The 23,439-nt window shown below is 65.2% G+C and carries 20 protein-coding genes, 1 tRNA gene and 1 pseudogene; 17 read left to right on the forward strand and 5 right to left on the reverse strand.

Annotated elements, in window-relative coordinates:
- Positions 1-48 precede the first annotated feature (48 nt).
- The 3 genes from ddaH to A5708_RS03055 are packed head-to-tail and all read left to right on the forward strand — an operon-like array spanning position 49 to position 3,642.
- Complete coding sequence (ddaH, locus tag A5708_RS03045) at positions 49-912, forward strand: dimethylargininase (RefSeq protein ID WP_065027209.1); 864 nt, start codon at positions 49-51, stop codon at positions 910-912.
- The gene (rocD, locus tag A5708_RS03050; RefSeq protein ID WP_065027210.1) at positions 909-2,159 is read left to right on the forward strand and encodes an ornithine--oxo-acid transaminase; all 1,251 of its coding nucleotides are present in this window, start codon (positions 909-911) and stop codon (positions 2,157-2,159) included. Before ddaH ends, rocD begins: the two co-directional genes overlap by 4 nt.
- 28 nt (positions 2,160-2,187) lie before the next feature.
- Positions 2,188-3,642 carry an amino acid permease gene (locus A5708_RS03055; protein ID WP_065027211.1) on the forward strand — a complete coding sequence of 485 codons (1,455 nt, stop codon included), beginning with the start codon at positions 2,188-2,190 and terminating at the stop codon, positions 3,640-3,642.
- Between the two features lie 7 nt (positions 3,643-3,649).
- Here A5708_RS03055 and A5708_RS03060 read toward each other — a convergent pair whose 3' ends face one another.
- From A5708_RS03060 to A5708_RS03070, 3 genes are read right to left on the reverse strand one after another with little or no spacing between them, the layout of a single operon-like run.
- On the reverse strand, positions 3,650-4,990 hold the full coding sequence (locus tag A5708_RS03060; RefSeq protein ID WP_065027212.1) for an extracellular solute-binding protein: 1,341 nt from the start codon (positions 4,988-4,990) through the stop codon (positions 3,650-3,652).
- The gene (locus tag A5708_RS03065) at positions 4,987-5,811 is read right to left on the reverse strand and encodes a carbohydrate ABC transporter permease (RefSeq protein WP_065027213.1); all 825 of its coding nucleotides are present in this window, start codon (positions 5,809-5,811) and stop codon (positions 4,987-4,989) included. Before A5708_RS03065 ends, A5708_RS03060 begins: the two co-directional genes overlap by 4 nt.
- A complete protein-coding gene (locus tag A5708_RS03070; RefSeq protein WP_196772520.1) occupies positions 5,798-6,667 on the reverse strand; it encodes a carbohydrate ABC transporter permease in 870 nt (289 codons plus the stop codon). Before A5708_RS03070 ends, A5708_RS03065 begins: the two co-directional genes overlap by 14 nt.
- Before the next feature lie 73 nt (positions 6,668-6,740).
- On the opposite strand from A5708_RS03070, the gene A5708_RS03075 reads away from it, so the two are divergent.
- The 11 genes from A5708_RS03075 to A5708_RS03115 all read left to right on the forward strand — a co-directional run bounded on the left by A5708_RS03075 (position 6,741) and on the right by A5708_RS03115 (position 17,237).
- On the forward strand, positions 6,741-8,258 hold the full coding sequence (locus A5708_RS03075) for a TldD/PmbA family protein (protein WP_065027215.1): 1,518 nt from the start codon (positions 6,741-6,743) through the stop codon (positions 8,256-8,258).
- Between the two features lie 4 nt (positions 8,259-8,262).
- Entirely contained in the window at positions 8,263-9,636 is a 1,374-nt protein-coding gene (locus tag A5708_RS03080; protein ID WP_065027216.1) for a TldD/PmbA family protein, read from the forward strand.
- 40 nt (positions 9,637-9,676) lie between these two features.
- On the forward strand, positions 9,677-10,534 hold the full coding sequence (locus A5708_RS03085; RefSeq protein WP_065027217.1) for a carboxymuconolactone decarboxylase family protein: 858 nt from the start codon (positions 9,677-9,679) through the stop codon (positions 10,532-10,534).
- 369 nt (positions 10,535-10,903) lie between these two features.
- On the forward strand, positions 10,904-11,326 hold the full coding sequence (locus tag A5708_RS03090) for a hypothetical protein (RefSeq protein WP_065027218.1): 423 nt from the start codon (positions 10,904-10,906) through the stop codon (positions 11,324-11,326).
- Positions 11,327-11,696: 370 nt separating this feature from the next.
- Positions 11,697-12,077 carry a DUF732 domain-containing protein gene (locus A5708_RS03095; protein ID WP_065027229.1) on the forward strand — a complete coding sequence of 127 codons (381 nt, stop codon included), beginning with the start codon at positions 11,697-11,699 and terminating at the stop codon, positions 12,075-12,077.
- Positions 12,078-12,222: 145 nt separating this feature from the next.
- Positions 12,223-12,299, forward strand: a tRNA-Ile gene (locus A5708_RS03100).
- A gap of 111 nt (positions 12,300-12,410) precedes the next feature.
- Complete coding sequence (locus A5708_RS03105) at positions 12,411-13,592, forward strand: IS481 family transposase (RefSeq protein ID WP_065027219.1); 1,182 nt, start codon at positions 12,411-12,413, stop codon at positions 13,590-13,592.
- Positions 13,593-13,957: 365 nt separating this feature from the next.
- Positions 13,958-14,269 (forward strand): DUF3761 domain-containing protein, encoded by a 312-nt coding sequence (locus A5708_RS25905; protein WP_081292796.1) that lies wholly within the window; start codon positions 13,958-13,960, stop codon positions 14,267-14,269.
- A 227-nt stretch (positions 14,270-14,496) separates the two neighbouring features.
- A complete protein-coding gene (locus tag A5708_RS25910; RefSeq protein ID WP_081292797.1) occupies positions 14,497-14,880 on the forward strand; it encodes a DUF732 domain-containing protein in 384 nt (127 codons plus the stop codon).
- Positions 14,881-15,068: 188 nt separating this feature from the next.
- Positions 15,069-15,668, forward strand: coding sequence for a class I SAM-dependent methyltransferase (locus A5708_RS03110; RefSeq protein ID WP_065027220.1), 600 nt, complete (start codon positions 15,069-15,071; stop codon positions 15,666-15,668).
- A 228-nt stretch (positions 15,669-15,896) separates the two neighbouring features.
- A complete protein-coding gene (locus tag A5708_RS03115; protein ID WP_065027221.1) occupies positions 15,897-17,237 on the forward strand; it encodes an NtaA/DmoA family FMN-dependent monooxygenase in 1,341 nt (446 codons plus the stop codon).
- A gap of 161 nt (positions 17,238-17,398) precedes the next feature.
- On the opposite strand, the gene A5708_RS03120 is transcribed toward A5708_RS03115, so the two are convergent.
- Positions 17,399-17,827 (reverse strand): nitroreductase/quinone reductase family protein, encoded by a 429-nt coding sequence (locus A5708_RS03120; protein WP_065027222.1) that lies wholly within the window; start codon positions 17,825-17,827, stop codon positions 17,399-17,401.
- 175 nt (positions 17,828-18,002) lie between these two features.
- On the opposite strand from A5708_RS03120, the gene A5708_RS03125 reads away from it, so the two are divergent.
- Both A5708_RS03125 and A5708_RS03130 read left to right on the forward strand, forming a co-directional pair.
- Entirely contained in the window at positions 18,003-18,572 is a 570-nt protein-coding gene (locus A5708_RS03125) for a TetR/AcrR family transcriptional regulator (protein WP_065027223.1), read from the forward strand.
- A gap of 255 nt (positions 18,573-18,827) precedes the next feature.
- Entirely contained in the window at positions 18,828-20,078 is a 1,251-nt protein-coding gene (locus A5708_RS03130; RefSeq protein WP_065027224.1) for a fatty acid desaturase family protein, read from the forward strand.
- 19 nt (positions 20,079-20,097) lie between these two features.
- On the opposite strand, the gene A5708_RS03135 is transcribed toward A5708_RS03130, so the two are convergent.
- Entirely contained in the window at positions 20,098-21,249 is a 1,152-nt protein-coding gene (locus tag A5708_RS03135) for an alpha/beta fold hydrolase (protein WP_196772519.1), read from the reverse strand.
- Positions 21,250-21,373: 124 nt separating this feature from the next.
- Here A5708_RS03135 and A5708_RS03140 point away from each other — a divergent pair.
- Positions 21,374-23,287 (forward strand): annotated as a pseudogene (locus tag A5708_RS03140) (ABC transporter); the annotation flags it as partial.
- Between the last annotated feature and the right edge of the window lie 152 nt (positions 23,288-23,439).

Consider the following 23,439-nt stretch of genomic DNA (forward strand, 5'->3'; position numbering starts at 1 on the left):
CAATATGCGTGGTTTGATTAACAAGAGCGCCCCAAATATCGTTAATTCATGACGGAACAACATGTGCTAGCGCCCCGATTTGCGAGGTCAGCCGCGCCCATTACGCTCGGTCGCAGGCCGAGCGTCCGTCAGTACGCGATGACGCCGCCGGCCTTCTTCGCGGTCGAATACGCGATCAACCCCTGGATGGACATCACCACACCCGTCGATATCAGCCTCGCACAAGCGCAATGGGAGAGCTTGCGTGAGACGTATGTACGGCTGGGACATCACGTGGACGTGATCGAACCCGTGCCGGGTCTGCCGGACATGGTCTATGCCGCCAACGGCGGGTTCGTCGCACACGATGTCGCGATCGTCGCCAGGTTCCGGTTCGCCGAGCGGGCCGGCGAATCGCGTGCCTACGCACGGTGGATGTCGTCGCTGGGCTACCGGCCGGTGCGTACCCGCCACGTCAACGAGGGGCAGGGCGACCTGCTGAAGGTCGGCGACATCGTGTTGGCCGGCTGGGGATTTCGCACCGACCGGCGCGCGCATGCGGAAATCTCCGCGGCGCTTCGCGCGCCGGTGATCTCCCTGGAGCTGGTGGACCCCCGCTTCTACCACCTCGACACCGCCCTGGCCGTTCTCGACGATCACGCCATCGCGTTCTATCCGCCGGCGTTCAGCGCCGACGCCCAGGAGCAGCTGGGCGAGCTGTTCCCGGACGCCATCATCGCCGACACGGCCGATGCCTACGTGCTGGGTCTCAACGTCGTCTCCGACGGTCTGCACGTGGTGCTTCCCAGCGCTGCAACGGGTTTCGCCGCGCAGCTGAGCCGGGCCGGCTTCGAGCCGATCGGCGTCGATTTGTCCGAGCTGCTCAAGGGCGGCGGATCTGTCAAGTGCTGCACCCTGGAGGTATTCCCATGACGATTCTCGATGCGCAGACGTCGCAGAAGGTCACCGCCAACCGGATCGACTCCGCGATCAGGCTTGCGGAAAGGCGTGCAGCACATAACTATTCGCCGCTTCCGGTGGTCGCCGCAAGCGCCGAGGGCGCATGGATCACCGACATCGACGGCCGCCGCTACCTCGACTGCCTGTCCGCCTATTCCGCAGTGAACTTCGGTCACCGCAACCCGGAGATCACCGCCACCGCGCATGCGCAACTCGACACCGTGACGTTGGTCAGCCGCGCGTTTCATTCCGACAAGCTCGGACCATTCTGCGCCGCGCTTGCCTACCTGTGCGACAAGGACATGGTGCTGCCGATGAACTCGGGCGCCGAGGCCGTCGAAAGCGGTATCAAGGTCGCCCGCAAATGGGGTACCGACGTCAAGGGCGTGCCGGCCGATCAGGCCAACATCATCGTGGCCGACAACAACTTTCACGGCCGCACGATCAGCATCGTCAGCTTCTCGTCGGATCCCGCCGCGCGAAACGGGTTCGGGCCCTTCACGCCGGGATTCCGGTCCGTGCCGTTCGGTGACGCGGCAGCGGTGGCGCAGGCGATCGACGACAACACCGTCGCGGTGCTGCTGGAGCCCATTCAGGGTGAGGCCGGGATCATCGTCCCGCCCGACGACTACCTGCCGGCGGTCCGCGCGCTGTGTAGCGAGCACAACGTGCTGATGATCGCCGACGAGATCCAGTCGGGCCTGGCGCGCACCGGTTACACGTTCGCGTGCGACCGATGGCGGGTGATCCCCGACGTCTATCTGCTGGGCAAGGCGCTGGGCGGCGGAGTGGTGCCGCTGTCGGCGGTGGTGGCCGACCGCGACGTCCTCGGCGTCTTGCACCCCGGCGAGCACGGTTCCACCTTCGGCGGCAACCCGCTGGCCGCCGCCATCGGCACCACCGTGGTGTCCATGCTGGCGCGCGGCGAATTCCAGGCCCGGGCGACCGCGCTGGGCGCGCACCTGCATCGGCGGCTGCGACAGCTGATCGGCCACGGTGTCCAGGAGATACGGGGCCTGGGTTTGTGGGCGGGTGTCGACATCGACCCGTCGCTGGGCACCGGCAGGGAGCTCAGCCTGCGGCTGGCCGACCACGGCGTCCTGGTGAAAGACACCCACGGTTCGACGCTGCGCTTCGCACCGCCTTTGGTGGTCACCGCCCAGGAGATCGAGTGGGCGGTCGGCCGGCTTGCTGCGGTACTGCGGGAGGCTGCTTCATAATCAGCTGATCCGGCCACAGGAGGGGCGCTTGCCAGCCACGTCGATCAGCCTGAAAGAGCAGATGCTCCGGCGGCGCCCCGTGGTGGGCGCGCACGTCGCACACGGGACCGCCGATCACCTCAAGCGCGGTATCGGAACCTTCCAGCTGACCATGTTCGGGGTCGGCTCGACCGTCGGCACCGGCATCTTCTTCGTCATGGCTGAGGCCGTGCCCGAGGCCGGGCCGGGAGTGATCGTCTCCTTCCTGCTCGCGGGCCTCGCCGCCGGACTGGCCGCCGTCTGCTACGCGGAATTGGCTTCGGCGGTGCCGGTTTCGGGATCGTCGTATTCGTATGCCTACACCACGCTCGGTGAGGTCGTGGCCGTGGGCGTGGCAGCGTGCCTGCTACTGGAATACGGGGTGGCCACCGCAGCGGTCGCCGTCAACTGGAGTGGCTACCTGAACAAGCTGCTGAGCAATGTCCTGGGATTCCAGCTGCCGCAAGCCTTATCGGCCGCGCCGTGGGATTCCCAACCCGGTTATGTGAACGTGCCGGCGGTCCTGTTGATCGTGATGTGCGCGTTGCTGCTTATCCGCGGCGCCAGCGAGTCGGCCAAGGTCAACGCCATCATGGTGATGATCAAACTAGGGGTACTGGTCGTGTTCGCCGTCGTCGCTTTCACGGCATTCGACGCGAGCCATCTCCGCGACTTCGCGCCCTTCGGTGTTTCCGGTATCGGTTCGGCCGCCGGCACCATCTTCTTCTCCTATATCGGCCTCGATGCTGTATCCACCGCGGGCGACGAGGTGAAGAATCCGCAGACAACCATGCCGCGCGCCCTGATCGGCGCGCTGCTGACCGTCACCGGCGTCTACGTCCTCGTCGCGGTGGCCGCGCTGGGCACCCAGCCGTGGCAGAACTTCGCCGGCCAGCAGGAAGCCGGGCTGGCCGTCATTCTCGACAACGTCACGCACGGCGGCTGGGCCGGCACGATTCTGGCTGCCGGAGCGGTCATTTCGATTTTCAGCGTCACGCTCGTCACCATGTACGGCCTGACCCGCATCCTGTTCGCGATGGGCCGCGATGGGCTGCTGCCCGCGAGGTTCGCGACGGTGAACTCACGCACCATGACGCCGGTGAACAACACGGTGATCGTCGCCATCGTCGCCTCGGCTCTGGCCGCGTTCATACCGCTGCAAAAGCTCGCCGACATGGTATCGATCGGCACGCTCACCGCGTTCGTCGTCGTTTCCATCGGGGTGATCGTCCTGCGGGTGCGCGAGCCCGACCTGCCACGGGGATTCAAGGTGCCGGGTTATCCCGTCACGCCGATCCTGTCGGTGGCGGCCTGCGGCTACATCCTGGCCAGCCTGCACTGGTACACCTGGATCGCGTTCAGCGGCTGGGTATCGCTGGCGTTGGTCTTCTATGTCGTCTGGGGTCGCCACCACAGCGCGCTCAACGACGCGGCGGTCGAGCGGTCAGCGGACGACGTTCGGTGACGGGCCCCTACTGGCGCGCCGCGGCGGTGTTGGCGGCCGCCTGAGCCCGCCGCAACGTCGCCGCGACATCGCCGCGGCCCAGGAACATTTCGTCGAAGTACGGCTGCAGGGCGTCGTTGCCGGCCGCGAAGCCCGCACCGCCGGGCGCCGCGATGCGTGGACCGTTCAGCACGGCGAAAAAGGGTGTGACGTCGACACCCCGCGCGGCCCAGTAGTCGAAGTAGACCGGTTGGGCCGAGGTCACCGCGGGAATGGCCGCACCGGAACGCCCTAGGTATTCGTTGCCCTGCTGGCTGCCCATCCAGGCCAGCACCTGGCGCACCGCGTCAGGGTGCTTCGTCGCCGCATTGCCCGCCGCGGCAATGCCGTTGGTGACGCTGATCCGGCCCGCCGGCCCGGTGGGCATCATCGCCACTCCCCAGTGGAAGCGGGCATCGCGCGCGACCGGCGCCAGGTTGTACGTACCGGACTGAAAGAGCGCCATCCTGCCGGCCAGGAACTGATTGCGGGAGAAGTCGCCGTTGTCGTTGGTGTCGGCGGCGGGCGGCGCGACGTGGTCGCGGTTGATCAGGTCGACCAGATACCGAAAGGCCGTCACGGCACCGGGATTGTCGAACGCGAACGTGTCGCCCCGCTGGAACACGCCGCCGGCCGATCCGATGTAGTTCAGGTAGATGCCCTGAGGGTCGTTGGCCGCGTTGTACGCCCACTGCCGCACCCGTCCAGCGTCGAAACGCGATGTGTCGCCGGAGTTTCCGTCGGCGTCGACGGTCAGCCTGCCCAGCAGGGGACGCAACGTGTCGCCGCCGTCGGGGCTCCACCGCAAGGTATTCAGCTGGGCGGGATCGACGCCGGCCGTGGCGAGAAGATCCGCGTTGTAGTACACCGCGATTCCCGCGTCGGTCAGTTGCGGCACGCCCCACAGGGTTCCGTTGCGGGTGAACTGCTCGACGACCGGCCGCTCCCAGCCCGAGGCCGCCTTGGGCCCGAGCACGTCGCCGATGTTCAGCAGCCGGCCGCTGTCGGCATACGCCGCGAGGTAGGCATTGGACAACCAGAAGATGTCGTCGGCGCTGCCGCCTGCCACGTCGGTGCGCAGCGTATTGAAGTATGTCGAGTACGCCACCAGGTTCAGGTGCACCTCGATGTCGGGATGCGCGCGGCTGAAGGCCTCGAAGGATTGCCGATAGGCCGCGCCGATCTGATCGCCCCAGATGCGCACCGTGACGACGGTCTTGCCGCCGTGGGGCTGGCCGGAGTAATCCAGCAGCACCGCCATCGCCGCCAGCAGCACCGCCACCAGCGCAACCGATCCCGCGACCAGTGTGGAAAACCGGGGCCGGGTCATTTGAGTCCCGAGACGACGATCGACGCGACGATGTGGCGCTGGAAGACCACGAACAGCGCGATCAGCGGGGCGATCGCGACCGTGGTCGCCGCCATCACCAGCGTCCACTGCGAATTGAACCGCGACTGCAGGTCGGCGGTCGCGACGGTGAGCACCCGCCATTTGTGACCGCTGGTGATCACCAACGGCCACATGAAGTTGTTCCACTGCGAGACGACCGTGATCAGTGCCAGCGCGGCCAGGACCGGGCGACTGGACGGGATCACCACGTGCACGATCACGTCCAGGGTGTTCGCCCCGTCCAGGCGGGCGGCGTTGATCAAGTCGTTCGGGACGATCCGGAAGTGCTCGCGCAGCAAGAAGATCGCGTACGGCGAGCCGAACATGAACGGCAGCACCAACGCCCAGAACGTGTTGCGCAGGCCGAGCTGGGCCATCATCAGATACATCGGCACCACCGTGACCGTGCCCGGCACCATCAGCGTGGCGATGTACACCCAGAACAGCGTGTCGCGGCCGGGGAATTGCAGGCGCGCGAAGGCGTATCCGGCCAGCACCGAAAAGGTCAACTGGCCCACCAGGATCACCGCCGTCACCAAGGCGGTCACCGCCGCCGCGCGGCCGAACCCGGCCCCGGCCAGGTTGGCGAAATTGGACAGCGTGGGTGGCCGCGGCAACTGCAACGGGGTGCCCGTGACGAATTGGTGCGCCGAGGTGAATGACGTCATCAATCCAAGTGCGAACGGCGCCAACGTGATCAACGCGCCCAGCGACAGCCCGGTGTAAATCACGACGTTGGCGGCGCGACTAGACGAGGTCATAGCTGATCCGTCGCCGGAAGTACAGGTGCTGAACCAGGGTGACGCCGATCAGGATGACGAACAGCACCACCGCCATCACCGACGCCCGGCCGATGGACGCCGAACCGAACGCCTCGGCGTAGATGCGATGGGCCACCAGGTCGGTGCTGCCGGCCGGTCCGCCGCCGGTCAGCGCGTACACCATGTCGAAAACCTGTGCTGTGCTGACGATCCCGGTCACCAGCACAAAGAAGGTCGTCGGCCGCAGCATCGGCATGGTGATGCGCCAGAACCGCTGCCACGCGGTGGCGCCATCGGTGCGTGCCGCGGCATAGATGTCGTCGGGAATGGCCAGCAGGCCCGCCAGGAACGACAACGAGACGTAGCCGACGTTGGTCCACACCACCACGGCCGAAACGAGCGGCAGCGCGAAGCTGGGATCCGACAGCCATACGATGCTGTGCCCGAGCACGGTGCTCACCGCGCCGTCCGTGGGAGCCAGGATCCAGCGCCACAGCACCGCGATGGCCAGCGGCGCGCAAATCCACGGCAGCACGAACAGGGTGCGAAACAGATTGGTGCCGCGGAGCTGGCGGGCCAGCATGGTCGCGGCAAGCAGTCCCAGCGCGGTCTGGGCCGGCACCACGATCGCCACGAAGATGACCGTGACGGTCAGCGAGTTGCCGAACCCGGCGTCGGTCAGCACCGACCGCCAGTTGGCCAGGCCCACAAAGTGCAGGGGGCCGAGCAGATCCCATCGGCACAGGCTCAGCCAGAGCACGACCAGGATCGGCAGCAGCAGGAAGGCGAGCACGCCGAACAGGCTGGGCGCCAGCAGCGCGTAGCCCAGCGCGGTGGATCGAGGTTGTTTCCTCAGCACCGCGCTGGCCATGGGGTAATTAAAGCGGGCGCCGCCGGGGTTTGGGGCGACCGGCCGTTACGGTGGAACCGTGACACCGAACCGGGGGATCGATGCCGACTTCCTGGACCTGCCGCGCCACGACCTGGCCGACGCCGCGCTCTCGGCGGCGAAGGCGGCCGGGGCGACGCACGCCGACCTGCGGGTTCATCGCATCATCACGGAGATCATCCAGCTGCGCGACGGCGAGCTGGAGACCGCGGTGATCAACCGTGAGGTCGGCCTGGCGGTGCGAGTGATCGTCGACGGCACCTGGGGATTCGCCTCGCACGCGGAGCTGGTGCCGTCGGTGGCGGCCGAGACGGCGCGGCGTGCGGTACACGTCGCAACCACTTTGGCGACGCTGAGCAGCGAGCGCGTCGAGCTGGCGCCCGAACCGGTCTACCCGGACGCGGCCTGGGTGTCGGACTACCGCATCGATCCATTCGACATTTCCACCACCGACAAGATCGCCGTGCTGGAGGACTACTCCGGGCGGCTGCTGAGCGCCGACGGGATCAACCACGTGTCGGCGATTCTGACCGCCGTCAAGGAACAGACGTTCTACGCCGACACGTTCGGATCCTCGATCACCCAGCAGCGCGTGCGGGTTCTGCCGTCGCTGGAAGCGATCACGGTCGACCCCGCGGCCGGCAGCTTCGATTCGATGCGCACGCTGGCGCCGCCGATGGGCCGGGGCTGGGAGGTTCTGGCCGGCGACGAGGTGTGGAACTGGACCGACGAGCTGGCGCAGCTGCCGTCACTGCTGGCCGAGAAGATCAAGGCGCCCACCGTCGTCCCGGGGCCCAAAGACCTGGTGATCGACCCGACCAACCTGTGGCTGACGATTCATGAATCAATCGGGCACGCAACCGAATACGACCGCGCGATCGGCTATGAGGCGGCCTACGCCGGCACGTCGTTCGCGACGCCGGACAAACTGGGCACCATGCGGTATGGATCGCCGGTGATGAATGTGACCGCCGACCGCACCGTCGAATTCGGTTTGGCCACAATCGGTTACGACGACGAGGGAGTGGCCGCGCAAAGCTGGGATCTGGTGCGCGACGGCATCTTCACCGGCTACCAGCTCGACCGTGTGTTCGCGCAGCGGCTGGGGCAGCCGCGCTCCAACGGATGCTCGTATGCCGACTCGCCGCACCATGTGCCGATTCAGCGGATGGCCAACGTGTCGCTACAGCCGGCGCAGGACGACGTCAGCACGGACGATTTGATCGGCCGGGTCGAGGACGGCATCTACATCGTCGGCGACAAGTCATGGTCAATCGACATGCAGCGCTACAACTTCCAGTTCACCGGCCAGCGGTTCTTCCAGATCCGCGACGGCCGGCTGGACGGTCAGTTGCGTGACGTCGCCTATCAGGCCACCACGACCGAGTTCTGGAATTCGATGGAGGCCGTGGGAGGCCCGTCGACCTGGCGTCTGGGCGGTGCGTTCAACTGCGGCAAGGCCCAGCCCGGGCAGATCGCCGCGGTCAGCCACGGCAGCCCGTCGGCGTTGTTCCGCGGCGTCAACGTGCTCAACACCCGCACCGAGGGCGGGCGATGATTCGATGATCACTGCACAGCATGTCGTCAACATCGTGCTCGACGAGGCGGCCAAGCTCGGCCGCGCCGATGAGACCATGGTGCTGGTCACCGACAAGGTCGAGGCCACCTTGCGTTGGGCGGGCAATTCGATGACCACCAACGGGGTTTCGGTGAGCCGCAGCGTGACGGTGATTTCGGTGGTGTGTCGCGGGTCCGGCGCGCGCATCGGCACGGTGGTGTCCGCCGAGGCCGATCCGCGGGTGCTGCCCGGGCTGGTGGCCGCGTCGCAGGAGGCGGCCGGCGCGGCGCCGGAGGCGGGTGATGCCGCGCCGCTGCTGAGCGATACCGGGGTGCCCGTGGATTGGGACGCGCCGGTGCCCGGCACCGGGCCCCTGGTCTTCTCCGACGTGGCCGACTCGCTCACCCGCGGCTTCCGCGGCGAAGATCGGCTATACGGCTTTGCCCACCACAGTGTTTCGACCACGTTCCTGGCATCGTCGACCGGATTGCGGCGGCGTTTCACCCAGCCCACCGGGGCGGTGGAGATCAACGCCAAACGCGGCGATGCCAGCGCCTGGGCGGGCACCGGCACACCCGACTTCGTCGATGTGCCAACCGATTCGCTGCTCGAGCAGCTGTCGACGCGGCTGGGTTGGGCGCAGCGCAGCGTCGAGTTGCCGGCGGGACGCTACGAGACGATCATGCCGCCGTCGACGGTGGCCGACATGATGATCTACATGGCGTGGTCGATGGCAGGCCGCGGCGCCCAGGAGGGCCGGACCGCGTTCTCGGCGCCCGGCGGCGGAACCCGGGTGGGGGAGCGGCTCACCGATCTGCCGCTGACGCTGTACTCCGATCCGATGGCACCCGGCCTGGCCTGCACGCCGTTCGTCGCGGTCAGCAGTTCGTCGGAAACGGTGTCGGTGTTCGACAACGGTGCGGAGATCGGTCAGGTGGACTGGATCCGCGACGGGGTGATCAACGCGCTGGCCTATCCGCGGGCCACGGCCGCCAAATACGACGTCGACGTCGCTGTGGCCGCCGACAACCTGGTGATGACCGGGGGGACGGCCAGTCAGGACGACATGATCGCGGCCACCGAGCGCGGCCTGCTGCTGACCACGCTGTGGTACATCCGCGTCGTCGACCCCACCACCTTGTTGTTCACCGGACTGACCCGCGACGGTGTCTACCTCATCGAGGACGGCCAGGTGACCGCGGCGGTGAACAACTTCCGGTTCAACGAGAGTCCGCTGGACCTGCTGCGCCGGGCCACGGAAGCCGGCGTCAGTGAAAAGACCCTGCCGCGCGAATGGGGAGATTGGGCCACCCGCGCCGCGATGCCGTCGCTGCGGATACCCGACTTCCACATGTCATCGGTGAGCCAGGCCCAGTAATTCATTGCCGCCGGGCAGCGCGCGTTCTAGCGTGTGACGGATGGCGGCTCCGGTTTCTGTTCGAGAAGACCAGCTCACGCGCTTGGTGTCGCTAGCTCCGGGCGACGGTCGCCTGACGGCGCTGGTTCGCCGGGTATGCGCACAGACGATGTCGCTGCCGCCGCTGCCCGCGAGCGTCGAGGTCGGCGAGGCGGAATCGGAAGCCGAGGCCGCCGTCTCCGAATTCGCCGAACAATTCAGCGCCGACGTCTCGTCGGTCACCGCCGAGCAGCGGTCGCGGTTGTGGAAGCAGCTAGGGGACCGCACCTTTGGCGTTGTCGTGCAGATGTACATCGCCGACTTCGTCCCCCGCGTGCGGGCCGGACTGGAAGCGCTCGGCGTCGGCGCGCAATACCTCGGCTGGGTCGGTCAACCAATCGCCTGGGATCACACCACCGATCCGTCGGATCCGGTGTTCAACGACTTTTTAATCGCGGTGGCGCGAATGCGTGCGCTCGACCCGGTGACCTCCGAACTGGTCCGGCTGCGTGGGGCGGCGCAGCACGATTGCCGGTTGTGCAACTCGCTCCGCGAGGGCAACGCGCTCGATGCCGGCGGTTCGGAAACGCTGTATGAGGAGATCGCGCGGTTCGAATCGTCGAGTTTGCTCGACGACCGCGCTAAAGCAGCGCTGCGCTATGCCGATGCGTTAATTTGGACACCTGCGCACCTCGTCGCCGACGATGTCGCCGAGGTGCGCTCCCGGTTCTCCGACGCGGAGGCCGTGGAGCTCACCTTCGACATCATGCGAAATGCCAGCAATAAAGTCGCCGTGTCATTGGGCGCCGACGCGCCGCGCGTCGAGACCGGCACTGAGCGATACCTGCTCGACGCCGACGGTCAGACGGTATTCAGCTGACGTTCGCACACCCGCGCTCCGTGACGCTGGCCCGGACCGGCCTTAGCTGACGGCGCGCGAGGGGCGGTCGTAGCTGGTTACAGGTGTTGTGGCGCCGCGTAGTTGAGGGCTCGGCCGTCCGCCTGCCCGGACGCGAAGGCACGAAATGTTAACCATTCGTACACTGCCGCGCAAGCGTGCGTTTCCGCTGTGTGTGGGGGTCATTCGCTACTTTTAGCGCGTTCACTGAGACTCATATGAACACATATGTGACGGTAACGAGATGGCAGCGTGGCCGAGCCGGATGGCTTTCCGTATCAGTTGTTTGCAGGATTTCTAGCTCGGGTGCGTCGGAGGCGGCTGCGTTCCCGCGCAGAGGGAGGTTCGGAAATGACAAGCACCCGTACACGCTCGCGCGTTCGAGTGTCATCGGTTTGGGCTGCCGGCGTCGCGCTGGGCGCCTCGATGCTCGGCGGCGCCGTGCTGTCGGCTCCGCTCGCCTCCGCTAACTGCAGTTTGAGTCCACAGGACGACCAGTACATCAACCTGCTCGCGCAAAACAAGATGGTGCACAACGCCGACTTCAGCGATTGCCATGAGGCCGCCGAGGGACGGTGGTTCGCGGACCAGGTGCGGGCCAATCCCAACCCGTTCGGCGAGGGTCAGGAGCTGGTCAACATGATCACCAACACCACGCCGTTGAACCAGGCTCAAGCCGAGTGGGAGGTCGAGTCGGCGATTTTCGTCTACGCGCCCGACCTGATCCCCAAGATCAAAGACCAGGCCGCGAACGCAAACTGGCCGGCGGCTTAGCGACAATCACTGGGGCGCAACGGGTTTAGCTCTGAACGTAACCGGCCGTGAGGGCGTCGCCCTCCGGCCGTTTTCGTGTTCGTGTGGCAGCTAACTCGCATTTGCGGCACAGCCCCTTGGTCCGCGGGGTCGGCGAGGCGGCGCCGCGTTGCTCGCATCCGGCCCGCCGCTGTTACCGATTTGGACCCGAATAGTTTCTCGCACAGTAATTTTAGCTAATTGCTGTTCACGCGCTGTTTGTTGGAATCGTCGTTTGCCACGCTGAACACCGGTGGTATCCGAACTCTGTTGAGGAAGGAACGCGGCAAATTCCACGATAAGGGGGTCTGGAGAAGTGAGAACGACACGATCGCGCACGCAGGTGCTGGCGGTGGGGGCCGCCGGGGTTGCGCTCGGCGCCGCGATGGTCAGTGGCGCCGTGCTGTCGGCGCCGCAGGCGTCGGCGGCGTGCAATATGAGCCCAGCCGACGACCAGTACATCAACCTCCTGGCACAGAACAAAATGGTGCACAACGCCGACTTCAATGATTGCAGCGAAGCCGCCGAGGGACGCTGGTTCGCCGATCAGGTTCGGTCCAATCCCAATCCGTACGGAGAGGGCCAGGAACTGATCAACATGATCACCCGCACTACACCCATGAGTCAGGCCCAGGCTGAGTGGGAGGTCGAGTCGGCGATTTTCGTCTACGCGCCAGAGATGATCCCCAAGATCAAGGGTCAAGCCGGGCAGCCGGGACCGGCTCCCGCCTGACTTCGAGAACATAAGCGCAGTGCCCGGTGGGCGTTCCCGATATGGGGCGCCCACCGCGCATGCCGGCTCACGTCGAAGCGGCATCGCCGGCCGACGCACCCTGACTCCGGTCTTCCGCTACGGTTTCCTACGGAACTACTCCGTCGGGGCGGTAGCTCAGTTGGTTAGAGCCGCGGACTCATAATCCGTTGGTCGCGGGTTCGAGCCCCGCCCGCCCCACCAAGTGCCTGTATGACGTCGGGTGATGCTTGACATTTCTATTTCGGGTGATGCCTGACAGTGTTTCGGCTGATGCTTTACACCTACTTCGGTTGATCCTTGACACTCCTTCAGATGAGGGAGTTGAGCGTGGCCGAGCAGCGGTATCAGGCCGTGTTAGCGGTGATCAGTGACGGATTGTCGATTTCGCAGGTCGCTTCGAAGGTTGGGGTGTCGCGTCAGACGCTGCACTCGTGGTTGGCCCGATATGAGGCCGAGGGTCTTGAGGGGCTGATGGATCGGTCGCATCGGCCGATGAGTTGTCCGCATCAGCTCGGCGCCGAGGTGGAAGCCAGGTTGCTGGAGCTGCGCCGCTCCCGGCCGTATTGGGGGCCGCGGCGGCTGGTGTTTGAGTTGGCCAAGCGCGGTGTGTCGCCGCTGCCCTCGGCGGCCTATCGGGCGTTGGTGCGGGCGCAGTTGATCGATCCTCATCTGCGGGATCGGCGCTCACGGAAGTGGAAACGCTGGGAACGCGCCACGCCGATGGAGCTATGGCAGATGGATGTGGTCGGTGGCTTCCCGCTGGCTGATGGCACCAGCGCCAAAGCGCTCACCGGGATCGATGACCATTCCCGGATGTGTGTCTGTGCGGTGTTGATGACCCGGGAACGCACCCGGGCGGTCTGCGACGCATTGCGCGCGGCGCTGGCCACGTATGGGGCGCCCGAGCAGATCCTGACCGATAACGGCAAAGTGTTCACGGGCCGGTTCTTCCATCCGCCGGTGGAGGTGCTCTTTGATGCGATCTGTCGTGCGCATGGCATCGAACACCTGCTGACTCAGCCGCGTAGCCCGACGACGACAGGCAAGATTGAGCGGTTCCACCGCAGCCTGCGCGCCGAGTTTCTTACTGACAGAGCGCCTTTCACCAATCTGAAGGTTGCTCAGCAGGCGCTCGATGAGTGGGTCGAGGACTACAACACCCGCCGGCCGCATCAGTCGTTGAAGATGGCCACCCCAGCCGAACGATTCCGTGCCGGCATACCGGCCTCACCTCCATCGAATTCGGCGGGCGCCGCCGATCACCGCAGCGGTGATGACTGGGTCAGCCGCCGCGTCTGCAGCAACGGCATCGTGTGCGTGTCCTGGCAGCAGGTGTGCATCGGACGCCACTACGGCGGGCAGCGCTGCGACGTCCACGTCGACGGCCAGCTGCTGCGCTTCTGGATCGGCGACCAACTAGTCAAAACCGCCGCCCGCACCAGCACCGGCGCGGTACGAAATAAACGGGCCCTCCGCACCAGCGAACAGGCCTAACCACTAACCCAGAGTGTCAAGGATCCACCGACATAGTTCCGTCAACCATCAACCGACTCTGAACAGCCCCACACGATATCGCCTGTTCAGGCCGATGACAGGGCGTGGAGCCAGCCATCTAGGACGTTGACGTACGCAGCGCGTTCGACGATCGGCGTTGCAGGTGCGGCTAGCTAAATGGCGAAACTCCCCCGCACGCCGCCTTATAGCCGAAACGGCCGTGGAGCGCCGGTCGGTTGGGCGGGGGAGAACGGTACGCTCGTCCGAAAATTCTGCCGAATCCATGCGGGCTGTGCTGTCAGCCCGTTACGCTGCCGTCCGGGGTGGGCACCCGTTAATCTAAAGATCAACGTTGTGGGTGGGACATGCGCGTGCAACTTTTAATCGCTGCTGCGGCTATTTCGGGTGGGGCGTCGAGCTTAGCGCCAGTGATCGTCGCGGGCGGGCCGACCACGGTTCTGGCTAGTTGTGGCACGGGTTATTACCAGAATTCGAGCGGGCAGTGCATCCCCGACCCATCGTCGGGTCTGCCGCCTGGTGGTGCTCCGGGCCTCGTGAGTAGTGGGCCGCCTGCGGGCGCTACCGCGGTCTGCCGTGATGGCGACTACTCGTTCAGCACGCACCACACCGGCACGTGCTCGGGCCACGGCGGCGTTAAGCAGTGGCTTGGCAGCTGACGCATCTCAGTCGTCGTCTTTGTGGCTGGACAGATGAGAGCGATGATGATTCGACCACTGGCGGTCGCGCTAGCGACCGGCTAGTTCGGCAACCATGGTGGTGCTGTAAAGCGGCAAAGCTAGTGCTGTTCAGCCAAACGGCGAGGCATCACGCCAGCCAGCCTGGCTGAGGGTGGTCAATGGAGATTGTGTTGTCCGGCAACCTAGTTGGCTGACGAGGAGCAAGCGTGCGAGGTAAGCACTGGGTTAGTATCAAAACCCGACTTTTAGGTTCAATTCTTGCCCTCTTCGTGACCGCAGCTGCACCCGTGGCGAATGCAACACCAGGAGAAGGCGATTCGTTTTTTATCCCTTATATGGCGAATCTCTTCAAACCTTCGCCGCCGGAATCATCGATACGCGCAATGATTCCCTTTGCACATCAAGTCTGTGACGCGAGAGCAAGCGGACAAGATGACCTCCAGGCCGCAGACCTCGTATGGTCCGGCAAGGGAGTAGACACACTTGGAATCGCGCGAGGCTCGACTATCGGACTCGAAGCCGCTGCGCTGGACATCGTGGGCGCAGCAACGCTGGCGTATTGCCCGAAGTACAACAACGGCAACTGGTGAGGGTTCTGATGAAAACCGAAATGCAGTGAGCCTCCGCCTGCACCGACTTATCGTCGCTCGAACACCCTGGTTGAGTTTCGCGCGGGACCTCTCTCGCCTCGCGGCCTCGGCGCGTGCGCGGGGTGGTTCGGGCATCGGCACGTATTCGGCCCTGGCACCAAGAAAGTCGTGAAGCCTACCGTGGAGTGATGGCATCTCGAAACATGTTGTTCCGTGCGATGTACCGAGTCGGTTTCACACCGTGGGATGGCCATCCGCAGCCGAAAAGTCTGCACGACCTGGTCGAAGGCAACGACTCGCCCGCCCTCCCGGCGGCCACTGCACTCGATATTGGGTGCGGTACCGGCGACACGTCCATCTATTTGGCACAGCACGGGTGGCAGGTCACCGGCGTGGACTTCGTGCCGAGGGCGCTGGCCAAGGCGCGCGCCAAGGCGCAAGCCCGCCAGGTCTCCGTCAACTTCGTTCATGCCGATGTCACCCACCTCAGCTCGGCCCGGGGCGTGGGGACCGGGTTTACGTTGATCGTCGACAACGGCTGCCTGCATAACCTGACCGACAAGGACCGCGACGCGTATGTCCGCGAGGTCAGCGCGGTGGCAGCGCCGGACACGCGGCTGTTGATCGGCGGGCTTGATCCTGGTGAGCAATTTGGCGTCCAGGGCATCACTCAGGCCGAAATCGAACGTCGCTTCACTCCCGCGTGGACGCTGCTGTCCGCTGGCGACGCACCGGAAATGGCCCGCTTTGGCAAGGGCCACTACTCCCTCTTACAGCCCCGCCAGTAAGCCGCCAGACGCAGAATCGCATCCACGCTTGGCCCGTCTGAGAACCGAAACGCATAACTCCGGCTGCGGCATATGCGCGGAATTGTGCTCTCCGTAGGGCAAAGGACTATTTCAACCTCAGACGATGTTGCGCCATCAGGATGCTTTGGGCGCGGCCATGCGGTGATGAACGGACATGGCCATGATGCCTTCCTCGCAAGCATCCACGCGCACGAAGGAGTCGAACCTATGAGCACGCGGCCTCTGCACTTCAATGCGTTCATCTGGCCGAACGGCTATCACGAGGCCGCTTGGCGCGTCGTCGACGGCGATGCGCGCAATGTCCTGGGCCTGTCCTACTACACGGATATCGCGCGGATCGCTGAACGCGGATTGATGGACTCGATCTTCTTGGCCGACAACATCGCCATCGCCGAATATCGCGCTACGTATCTTCCTCAGACGCAATTCGACCCGATAGCGGTGCTCTCGGCGCTGGCCGCGGTCACCAGCCGCATCGGGCTGATCGGGACGGGCTCGACGACGTACAGCAAGCCGTGGGAGCTCGCTCGCCGGTTTGCGACGCTGGATCATCTCAGCGGCGGCCGCGCCGCCTGGAACATCGTCACCACCGTCACGCCGCTGGCCGCGGCCGCCTTCGGCGAGCGGTTTCACCCCGAACACGCCGACCGTTACGCGCAGGCCCACGAATTCGTCGACGCTGTCACCCACGTCTGGGACAGCTGGGAGGACGACGCGGTCATCGGCGACCGCGACCGCGGCGTGTGGGCAGACCGCGCCAAGTTGCATGCGCCGCGTTTTCACGGCAAGTACTACGACGTCGAGGGTGTCCAGCCATTTCCGCGCAGCCCGCAGGGCCACCCGGTGCTCGTTCAAGCCGGACAGTCCGCCGCGGGCGTCGGGCTTGCCGCGCGATACGCCGAGGTGGTCTTCTCCGGGCCCCCCTCACTCGCGGCGGCGGTCGCTTTCCGGGCCAACCTGCATCAACAGGCCGCGGACATCGGTCGTAAACCCGACCACATCAAGGTGCTGCCCGCGCTGATGATCACGCTCGGCGGCACCGAAGCCGAAGCCCGAGCACGAGCACAGCGCCTCGAAGACCTGGAGAACCCTGAGTTTCGTTGGCAGAACACTCTTTACACAGCGGGGCTCGACCCCGACGGCGTCGATCCCGACGCTCCGCTGCCCGCCGAACTCTGGGCCGAGCGGTCGGCGCCGTCAAGCCGCGCCGAGCAGCTCTTCGCGGCGGCGCGTGCGCGACCCAAGGCTTCCTTGCGGGAGATCGCCCAGGAAGCGACTGGCGGGCTGGCGGGGCAGACGCATTTCATCGGCACGCCCGAACAGCTCGCCGATCATGTGACCGCGTGGCAGGACGCAGGCGCAGTCGACGGGTTCACGATTATGGGATCGACACTGCCGCATGAGCTCACGACGTTCGTCGATCATGTCGTGCCAATCCTGCAGCGCCGTGGACGATTCCGCACCGAATACGCCGGGCCCACATTGCGTGATCATCTCGGGCTTGAGCGGCCGGCCAACCTTCAACCCCGAATCGCGCGGCCCGCCTGACCGATGCGACCCGGCCACGCTAGAACGGGAATGCCGTTGCGAATCCTTGCGATCAACAACGAAGCGAAACGCCGCCAAACCGGTGCGGCGTGGACCTGATCCCCACCTCGGGTCGGTCGCGGTGGCGCGAACCGCTACCGAAACGTGGGCGCGCTAATTCCCTAGTCGGTGAAATCGATCCGGACCGACACTGGAGTCGTCTCCAGCGCCTTTGCCACCTTGGCTCCCAATCGCCCGAACTTGCGGCCACGCGCGACAACATCGTCGTCTGGCCTGAATGCCGCGACTCCGGCGCGCCATCGATTGCCCTGTCGTATACGGATATTCGGGTTGTCGGCGATATTTCTGCCCCAACCAGAGCGGCTGCCGTGTTGGCTGATAACCCACGCGCCGTTGGTGTCGAATTGGGCCGACACGGGGACGCGGCGTATCTGGCCGGTCTTACGGCCGATGGTCTCCAGTTCGGTGGCCAATGCAGTGCGCACCCCCAGTCTGCTCAATCCCTGCACCGCCGGGTTGAGCAGATAGCGTCCGAGCGCACGTTCTCTGCGGAACTTTCGCAACGTCTTGTTCTCTTTGGGGCTCGTCATGGTGTCTCCGTAGTCGAAATGTGCGGCCCGTTTTGGTGAAGGGGTTAACGCCTTTTGAAATGCTAGTAGACCGATCAGTATAGTTCAACCCAAGAGGTCGAGTTCTGGTGAGACACACTGAACGACTCAGGAGCGCCCGGGTGACGAGCTCGGCGAAACCGAAAGGCGGTGAAAGATGTCTGCGCGAGATGCTCTCATCGCCAGTGTCACCGGATTGGTGCGACGGCGCGGCGTCGCTGGAACTGGCCTCAACGCGATCCTCGAGGACAGCGGAGTCGCCCGCAGAACCGTCTACCTGAATTTTCCCGGCGGCAAAGCGCAACTCGTTGCCGAAGCCACCCGCCTCGCAGGGGAGGCGTTGACCGCGGTGATCCGGTCAGACGACGACGGGGCCGATCCCGCACAGGCGGTCCAGACTTTCGTCGAGGAATGGAAGGCGCAACTGAGTGCGACTCAGATGCAGGCTGGCTGCCCGATTGTGGCGGCGATCCTCGGTCGTTCTGAAGCGCCGGCGGCCGCGCAGGCGGCTTCCGAGGCGGTTGGTGAGTGGCAGATTGTCCTCGCCGATCGGCTGGTCAGGTCCGGTGCCTGTCGTGACAGCGCGCGCTCGCTTGCGGCCTTGATCGTGGCCGCGGTCGAGGGTGGCGTCATCCTTGCACTGGCGACACAGTCGACAGCTGTGCTTGACGATGTTAGGCGTCACCTGGTCGAAATCATCGAGCTTCATCTGCCCGCCACGCACTAAGCTGCCGCTCATCGAGTACTGAGCTTCCGCTCATCTCATCGCGCTACAGCAGACGAACCAACGAACAGCGTTGAAGCGCAAGCAATCTAGATTTCCTTGGGTGGCTTAAGGATCACGTAAGTTTCTCACCGAGAAGGAACCGCAGAATCATTAGCCTCGTTACCCAGTCGAGAGAATGGCCTCGCCCGCCGATTGGGCACATGCCGGTGCATATCAACGCTGAGGTCCTGACGCACGAGGCCCCGGGGAGGAAACATGGCGATTACTGACGTTCCGGCGTTCGCCCACTTAAACGAGACCGACATCGAGAGTTTGGCCGTTGAGCTGGATGCGATCCGGCAAGACGTCGAGGATTCTCTGGGTGATCGCGACGCCCGCTACATCCGCCGCACCATCGCCGCGCAACGTGCCCTCGAGCTGGCCGGTCGGCTCATGCTGGCCGGTAGCTCGAAGCGTTGGGCCTGGTGGACCGGAACCGTGGCTCTGGGCTCGGCCAAGATCATCGAGAACATGGAGATCGGTCACAACGTCATGCACGGCCAGTGGAACTGGATGAACGATCCCGAGATTCACTCCACGAATTGGGAGTGGGACATGAATGCGGTCTCCAAACACTGGGTTGCGGGCCACAACGTCAAGCACCACAAGTACACAAACATCCTCGACATGGATGACGATGTGGGCTACTTCATCCTGCGGGTCACCCGTGACCAGCCATGGAAGCCGTACAACCTCGGCAATCTGCTGTTCAATACGCTACTCGCGCTGGGGTTCGAGTGGGGAATCGGTTTGCAGACCATCGATCTGGAGAAGATCCTGAAGCCTGGCTCAGAACGCGACTTCACCCTCGAGCAGACGCGCGAATTCTCCGCCAAGGTCGGCGGTCAGCTGTTCAAGGACTACGTCGCGTTCCCAGCGCTCACCTCGCTGTCGCCGGCAGCGACCTACAAGTCGACGCTGAAGGCCAACGCGGTGGCCAACGTCATCCGCAACGTGTGGGCCAACGCGGTGATCTTCTGTGGGCATTTCCCCGACGGCGCCGAGAAATTCACCAAGACCGACATGATCGGCGAAACCAAGGGCCAGTGGTATCTGCGGCAGATGCTGGGCAGCGCCAACTTTGAGGGCGGGCCCGTGCTGCGGTTCATGAGTGGCAATTTGTGCCACCAGATCGAACACCATCTGTTTCCCGACCTGCCGAGTAACCGGCTGCACGAGGTCTCGTTGCGGGTGCGCGCGTTGTGCGCCAAGTACGACTTGCCTTACACCACAGGCTCGTTCGCGATGCAGTACGGCAAGACGTGGCGCACCATCGCCAAACTGTCGTTGCCGAACAAATACTTGCGCGACACCGCCGACGACGCACCGGAAACCCGCAGCGAGCGGATGTTCGCTCACCTCGAACCCGGTTTCGCCGGGACGGGCCGGGTGACAGGGCGCCGCCGCGGGCTCAAGACAGCGATCGCAGCGGTGCGGGAACGGCGTGGGGTGAGAGTGAGCCGGTAAGCTCGCAGCTACCCCGTGGCTATTCGCGATGCTCCGGCTCGATCCGGGTGTTCCGCCGGATCATCGATCGCGCCTGATGCAGGTGCTTGGCCGCCCACCGGCGATACGTTCGTCGAGCCCAGGACATCCGTTCCTGCGAGTGCTCCGTACGGCGTACCAGCTCGAGGTCGACGTGGTCGAGGTCCTCGGGTCCGATCTCGATTCGGTCGCGACCGTGGACGAATTCCAACACCAGCGCATCGGGGTCCAGTAATTCGCGTTCCCATGCCTCGTGGTCGTCGAGGTCGGCGATGCCCAGCGTGTCGGCGGCGTTGCGAAGCACCTCGCCCAGCTCGCCGTCGAGCAGTTGACGAAACGCGTCGGCGCCCTGCCGCGGGTTGGCGATCATCCACGAGTGGTACGCGGCCGGCACCTTGTACAGCGTGGCATCGGATTCGTCGGCGATGTCGCGCGCGTGCTGGAACGGCACGATCAAGTCATTTTCGGCGTGTACCACCATGGTGGGCATCCCCTCGTCGCGCATGGTGTGCAGCATCGGGGTGTAGTCACCGGATTCGATGATGGCCTTGATCGTCCGGACGGCCCCGAGGGGATAACGCAGGTTGGGTATCGCCACCGCGCCCAGCACGCGGAAGTATCCGAGCTGCTCGCCGGGTGAGAGCTGCGTCGGGTCGCCCAGTGTGTCGCGGACCGCGGTGTAGGCCGCGCCCAACGCCTTGGTTGGGGACTTCACCAGTTTTGGAATGGTGGTGTCGAACCGGGCTCCGGCCGCCGGATCGAACAGCACGGCGGCGAGAACCCGCTCGGGCGCGCGTGCGGCCAGCTGGATGGTCATCCGCCCACCCATCGAATGGCCGACGAACAACGCTTGCCCGATGCCGAGGGCGTCCAGCGTGCGCAACACCGAATCGGCGCGATCGGTGAAGGCGCATGCGCCGCTGGGCAGTCGCCCGGTGTCGCCGTGACCGGCGGCATCGACGGCGACGACCAGAAATCCCATACCGGCGATCCGGCTGAGCATCCGCAGATATGCCCGACGACTGAGCAGGAGCCCGTGCATGAATAACAACGGCACTCCGCGGCCGCCGACTGAAAGTCCAATCCGGCGCCCGTCATCGAGTTCCACGATGTGATGGCTCAGGCGGATGCGGCTCGGTGATGTCTCCGTCATGGCCACGGCGGAATTCCCGGCCGACCAGGCGTTAAAACGGATTGCAGACCAAATCCCGTGAGCCGGTGTCGAGCAGCAAGCACCGCGCTTGTCCGGCCGCAACCGGGGTATCCGGTTGAGCAAGATGACGAAAACGGCCTATCCGAGCACTGACGACATCGACCCTTGTGTGCGTGTTTACGGCGCGCGGGTCCACAATCTGCGGGGTGTCGACGTTGTAGCGCCGCGCGACGCGCTGGTCGCGTTCACCGGAATCTCCGGATCCGGCAAATCGTCGTTGGCCTTCGGGACGATCTATGCCGAGGCCCAGCGCCGCTACTTCGAGTCGGTCGCCCCGTACGCCCGTCGGCTGCTTTTGCCCACCGGCGCACCAAAGGTGGACGACATCACCGGGCTACCGCCTGCGGTCGCCCTGCAGCAGCGCCGGGGTTCGGCGACGTCGCGGTCGACGGTCGGCACTGTGACCACCCTGTCGAACCTGTTGAGGATGCTGTTCTCCCGCGCCGGCACCTATCCACGGGGGGCCACGGAACGACTGGACTCCGATGCGTTCTCGCCGAACACCGCGGTGGGGGCGTGCCCCGAATGCCACGGGCTGGGACGAATCCACCGGGTGACCGAGGAGACTCTGGTACCGGACCCTTCGCTGACCATCCGCGAAGGCGCGGTTGCCGCATGGCCGGGCGCGTGGCAGGGCCAGAACCTCCGCGACATCCTCGTCACGATGGGATACGACATCGACAAGCCATGGAACAAACTCCCTAAGCGGCAACGCAATTGGATCCTGTTCACCGATGAGCAGCCAACAGTCGAGATCGATCCGAGTCAGCACCCGGTGCAGGCCGACTACTACTACAACGGCACGTTCTCCAGTGCCGAACGCCATGTCCGCCACACGCTGGCCAACTCCCATAGCGCGATGATGCGTCGACGGGTACTGCAATTCGTCGACAGCGTCGAGTGCCCGGTATGCGACGGTTCCGGGTTGCGGCCGGAGGCGCTGCAGGTGACATTCGCCGGTCGGACCATCGCCGACTACACGGCGATGCCGTTAGCCGAACTTGCTGAAGCGTTGCGCCCGACGGCTTCTCGGACCGATGCCGCGGCCGCCTACGAGTCCACGAAATCCGGCGAGCTCACGGAAGTGGCGACCATGATCGCCGCCGATCTCGTCGCACGCCTGCAGGTACTCATCGATCTCGGCCTCGGCTATCTCACGCTGAGTCGCCGCACTCCGACGGTGTCGCCCGGCGAACTGCAGCGGTTGCGGCTGGCCACTCAACTGCGCGCCGGCTTGTTCGGCGTGCTCTATGTGTTAGACGAGCCGTCGGCCGGACTGCACCCCGCCGACGCCGAACCGCTACTCGAGGTGCTCGATCGGTTGCGGCGCGCGGGCAATTCGTTGTTCGTGGTCGAGCACGACATGGACGTGGTGCGTCGCGCCGACTGGATCGTCGACGTCGGGCCCGGGGCCGGAGAGCTCGGCGGGGGCGTGCTCTACAGCGGGCCGGTGCCGGGTCTCGCCGACGTCGAGGGGTCGGTCACTCGCGAATACCTTTTCGAAGAGGCCAGCCCGCCGCCTCGTCAACCGCGCACGCAGTCCGGGCGGCTGCGGTTGCGCGGGATCTGCTTCCACAATTTGCGAGACCTCGATGTGGACCTGCCACTTGGGGTCTACACCGCGGTCACCGGAGTGTCGGGTTCGGGCAAGTCGACGCTCGTCGTCAAGGTCCTCGGCGATGTCGTGCACAGCCATCTCGGCACCGGGCGGGCAGCCGAGCCGGCCGAATCCGATGACGACGAAACCGACAGCGGGATTGTCGATCTCGATCGCGACGCGAGTGTCGGTGTGACGGCAGAGGGGGCCGAGGAGATCAAACGGTTGGTATCCGTCGACCAGCGCCCGATCGGACGCACACCGCGCTCGACGCTGGCGACCTACACCGGCTTGTTCGACGCCGTGCGACGTGAATTCGCGGCGACCCCGAAGGCGCGTCGCCGCGGGTGGACGGCGGGCAGGTGGCGTATGTGCCTGGCAGGAACAATAATTCGACCGAGACGAACCCCTCCCCCTGACAGGTGGGGCAGCGACCTTCGGCCACGTTGAACGAGAACCTGCCCGCCGTCCACCCGCGGCGACGCGCCTTCGGGGTCGCCGCGAATTCACGTCGCACGGCGTCGAACAAGCCG

It is taken from the genome of Mycobacterium colombiense, assembly GCF_001672755.1.
Lineage (GTDB): Bacteria > Actinomycetota > Actinomycetes > Mycobacteriales > Mycobacteriaceae > Mycobacterium > Mycobacterium colombiense_C.

Excerpts from the sequence above, each read along its gene's own strand:
- ddaH (WP_065027209.1), top strand. The coding sequence starts at position 49 with ATGACGGAACAACATGTGCTAGCGCCCCGATTTGCGAGGTCAGCCGCG.
- rocD (WP_065027210.1), top strand. The coding sequence starts at position 909 with ATGACGATTCTCGATGCGCAGACGTCGCAGAAGGTCACCGCCAACCGG.
- A5708_RS03060 (WP_065027212.1), bottom strand. The coding sequence starts at position 4,990 with ATGACCCGGCCCCGGTTTTCCACACTGGTCGCGGGATCGGTTGCGCTG.
- A5708_RS03065 (WP_065027213.1), bottom strand. The coding sequence starts at position 5,811 with ATGACCTCGTCTAGTCGCGCCGCCAACGTCGTGATTTACACCGGGCTG.
- A5708_RS03080 (WP_065027216.1), top strand. The coding sequence starts at position 8,263 with ATGATCACTGCACAGCATGTCGTCAACATCGTGCTCGACGAGGCGGCC.
- A5708_RS03085 (WP_065027217.1), top strand. The coding sequence starts at position 9,677 with ATGGCGGCTCCGGTTTCTGTTCGAGAAGACCAGCTCACGCGCTTGGTG.
- A5708_RS03090 (WP_065027218.1), top strand. The coding sequence starts at position 10,904 with ATGACAAGCACCCGTACACGCTCGCGCGTTCGAGTGTCATCGGTTTGG.
- A5708_RS03105 (WP_065027219.1), top strand. The coding sequence starts at position 12,411 with ATGAGGGAGTTGAGCGTGGCCGAGCAGCGGTATCAGGCCGTGTTAGCG.
- A5708_RS25905 (WP_081292796.1), top strand. The coding sequence starts at position 13,958 with ATGCGCGTGCAACTTTTAATCGCTGCTGCGGCTATTTCGGGTGGGGCG.
- A5708_RS03110 (WP_065027220.1), top strand. The coding sequence starts at position 15,069 with ATGGCATCTCGAAACATGTTGTTCCGTGCGATGTACCGAGTCGGTTTC.
- A5708_RS03115 (WP_065027221.1), top strand. The coding sequence starts at position 15,897 with ATGAGCACGCGGCCTCTGCACTTCAATGCGTTCATCTGGCCGAACGGC.
- A5708_RS03120 (WP_065027222.1), bottom strand. The coding sequence starts at position 17,827 with ATGACGAGCCCCAAAGAGAACAAGACGTTGCGAAAGTTCCGCAGAGAA.
- A5708_RS03125 (WP_065027223.1), top strand. The coding sequence starts at position 18,003 with ATGTCTGCGCGAGATGCTCTCATCGCCAGTGTCACCGGATTGGTGCGA.
- A5708_RS03130 (WP_065027224.1), top strand. The coding sequence starts at position 18,828 with ATGGCGATTACTGACGTTCCGGCGTTCGCCCACTTAAACGAGACCGAC.
- A5708_RS03135 (WP_196772519.1), bottom strand. The coding sequence starts at position 21,249 with ATGACGGAGACATCACCGAGCCGCATCCGCCTGAGCCATCACATCGTG.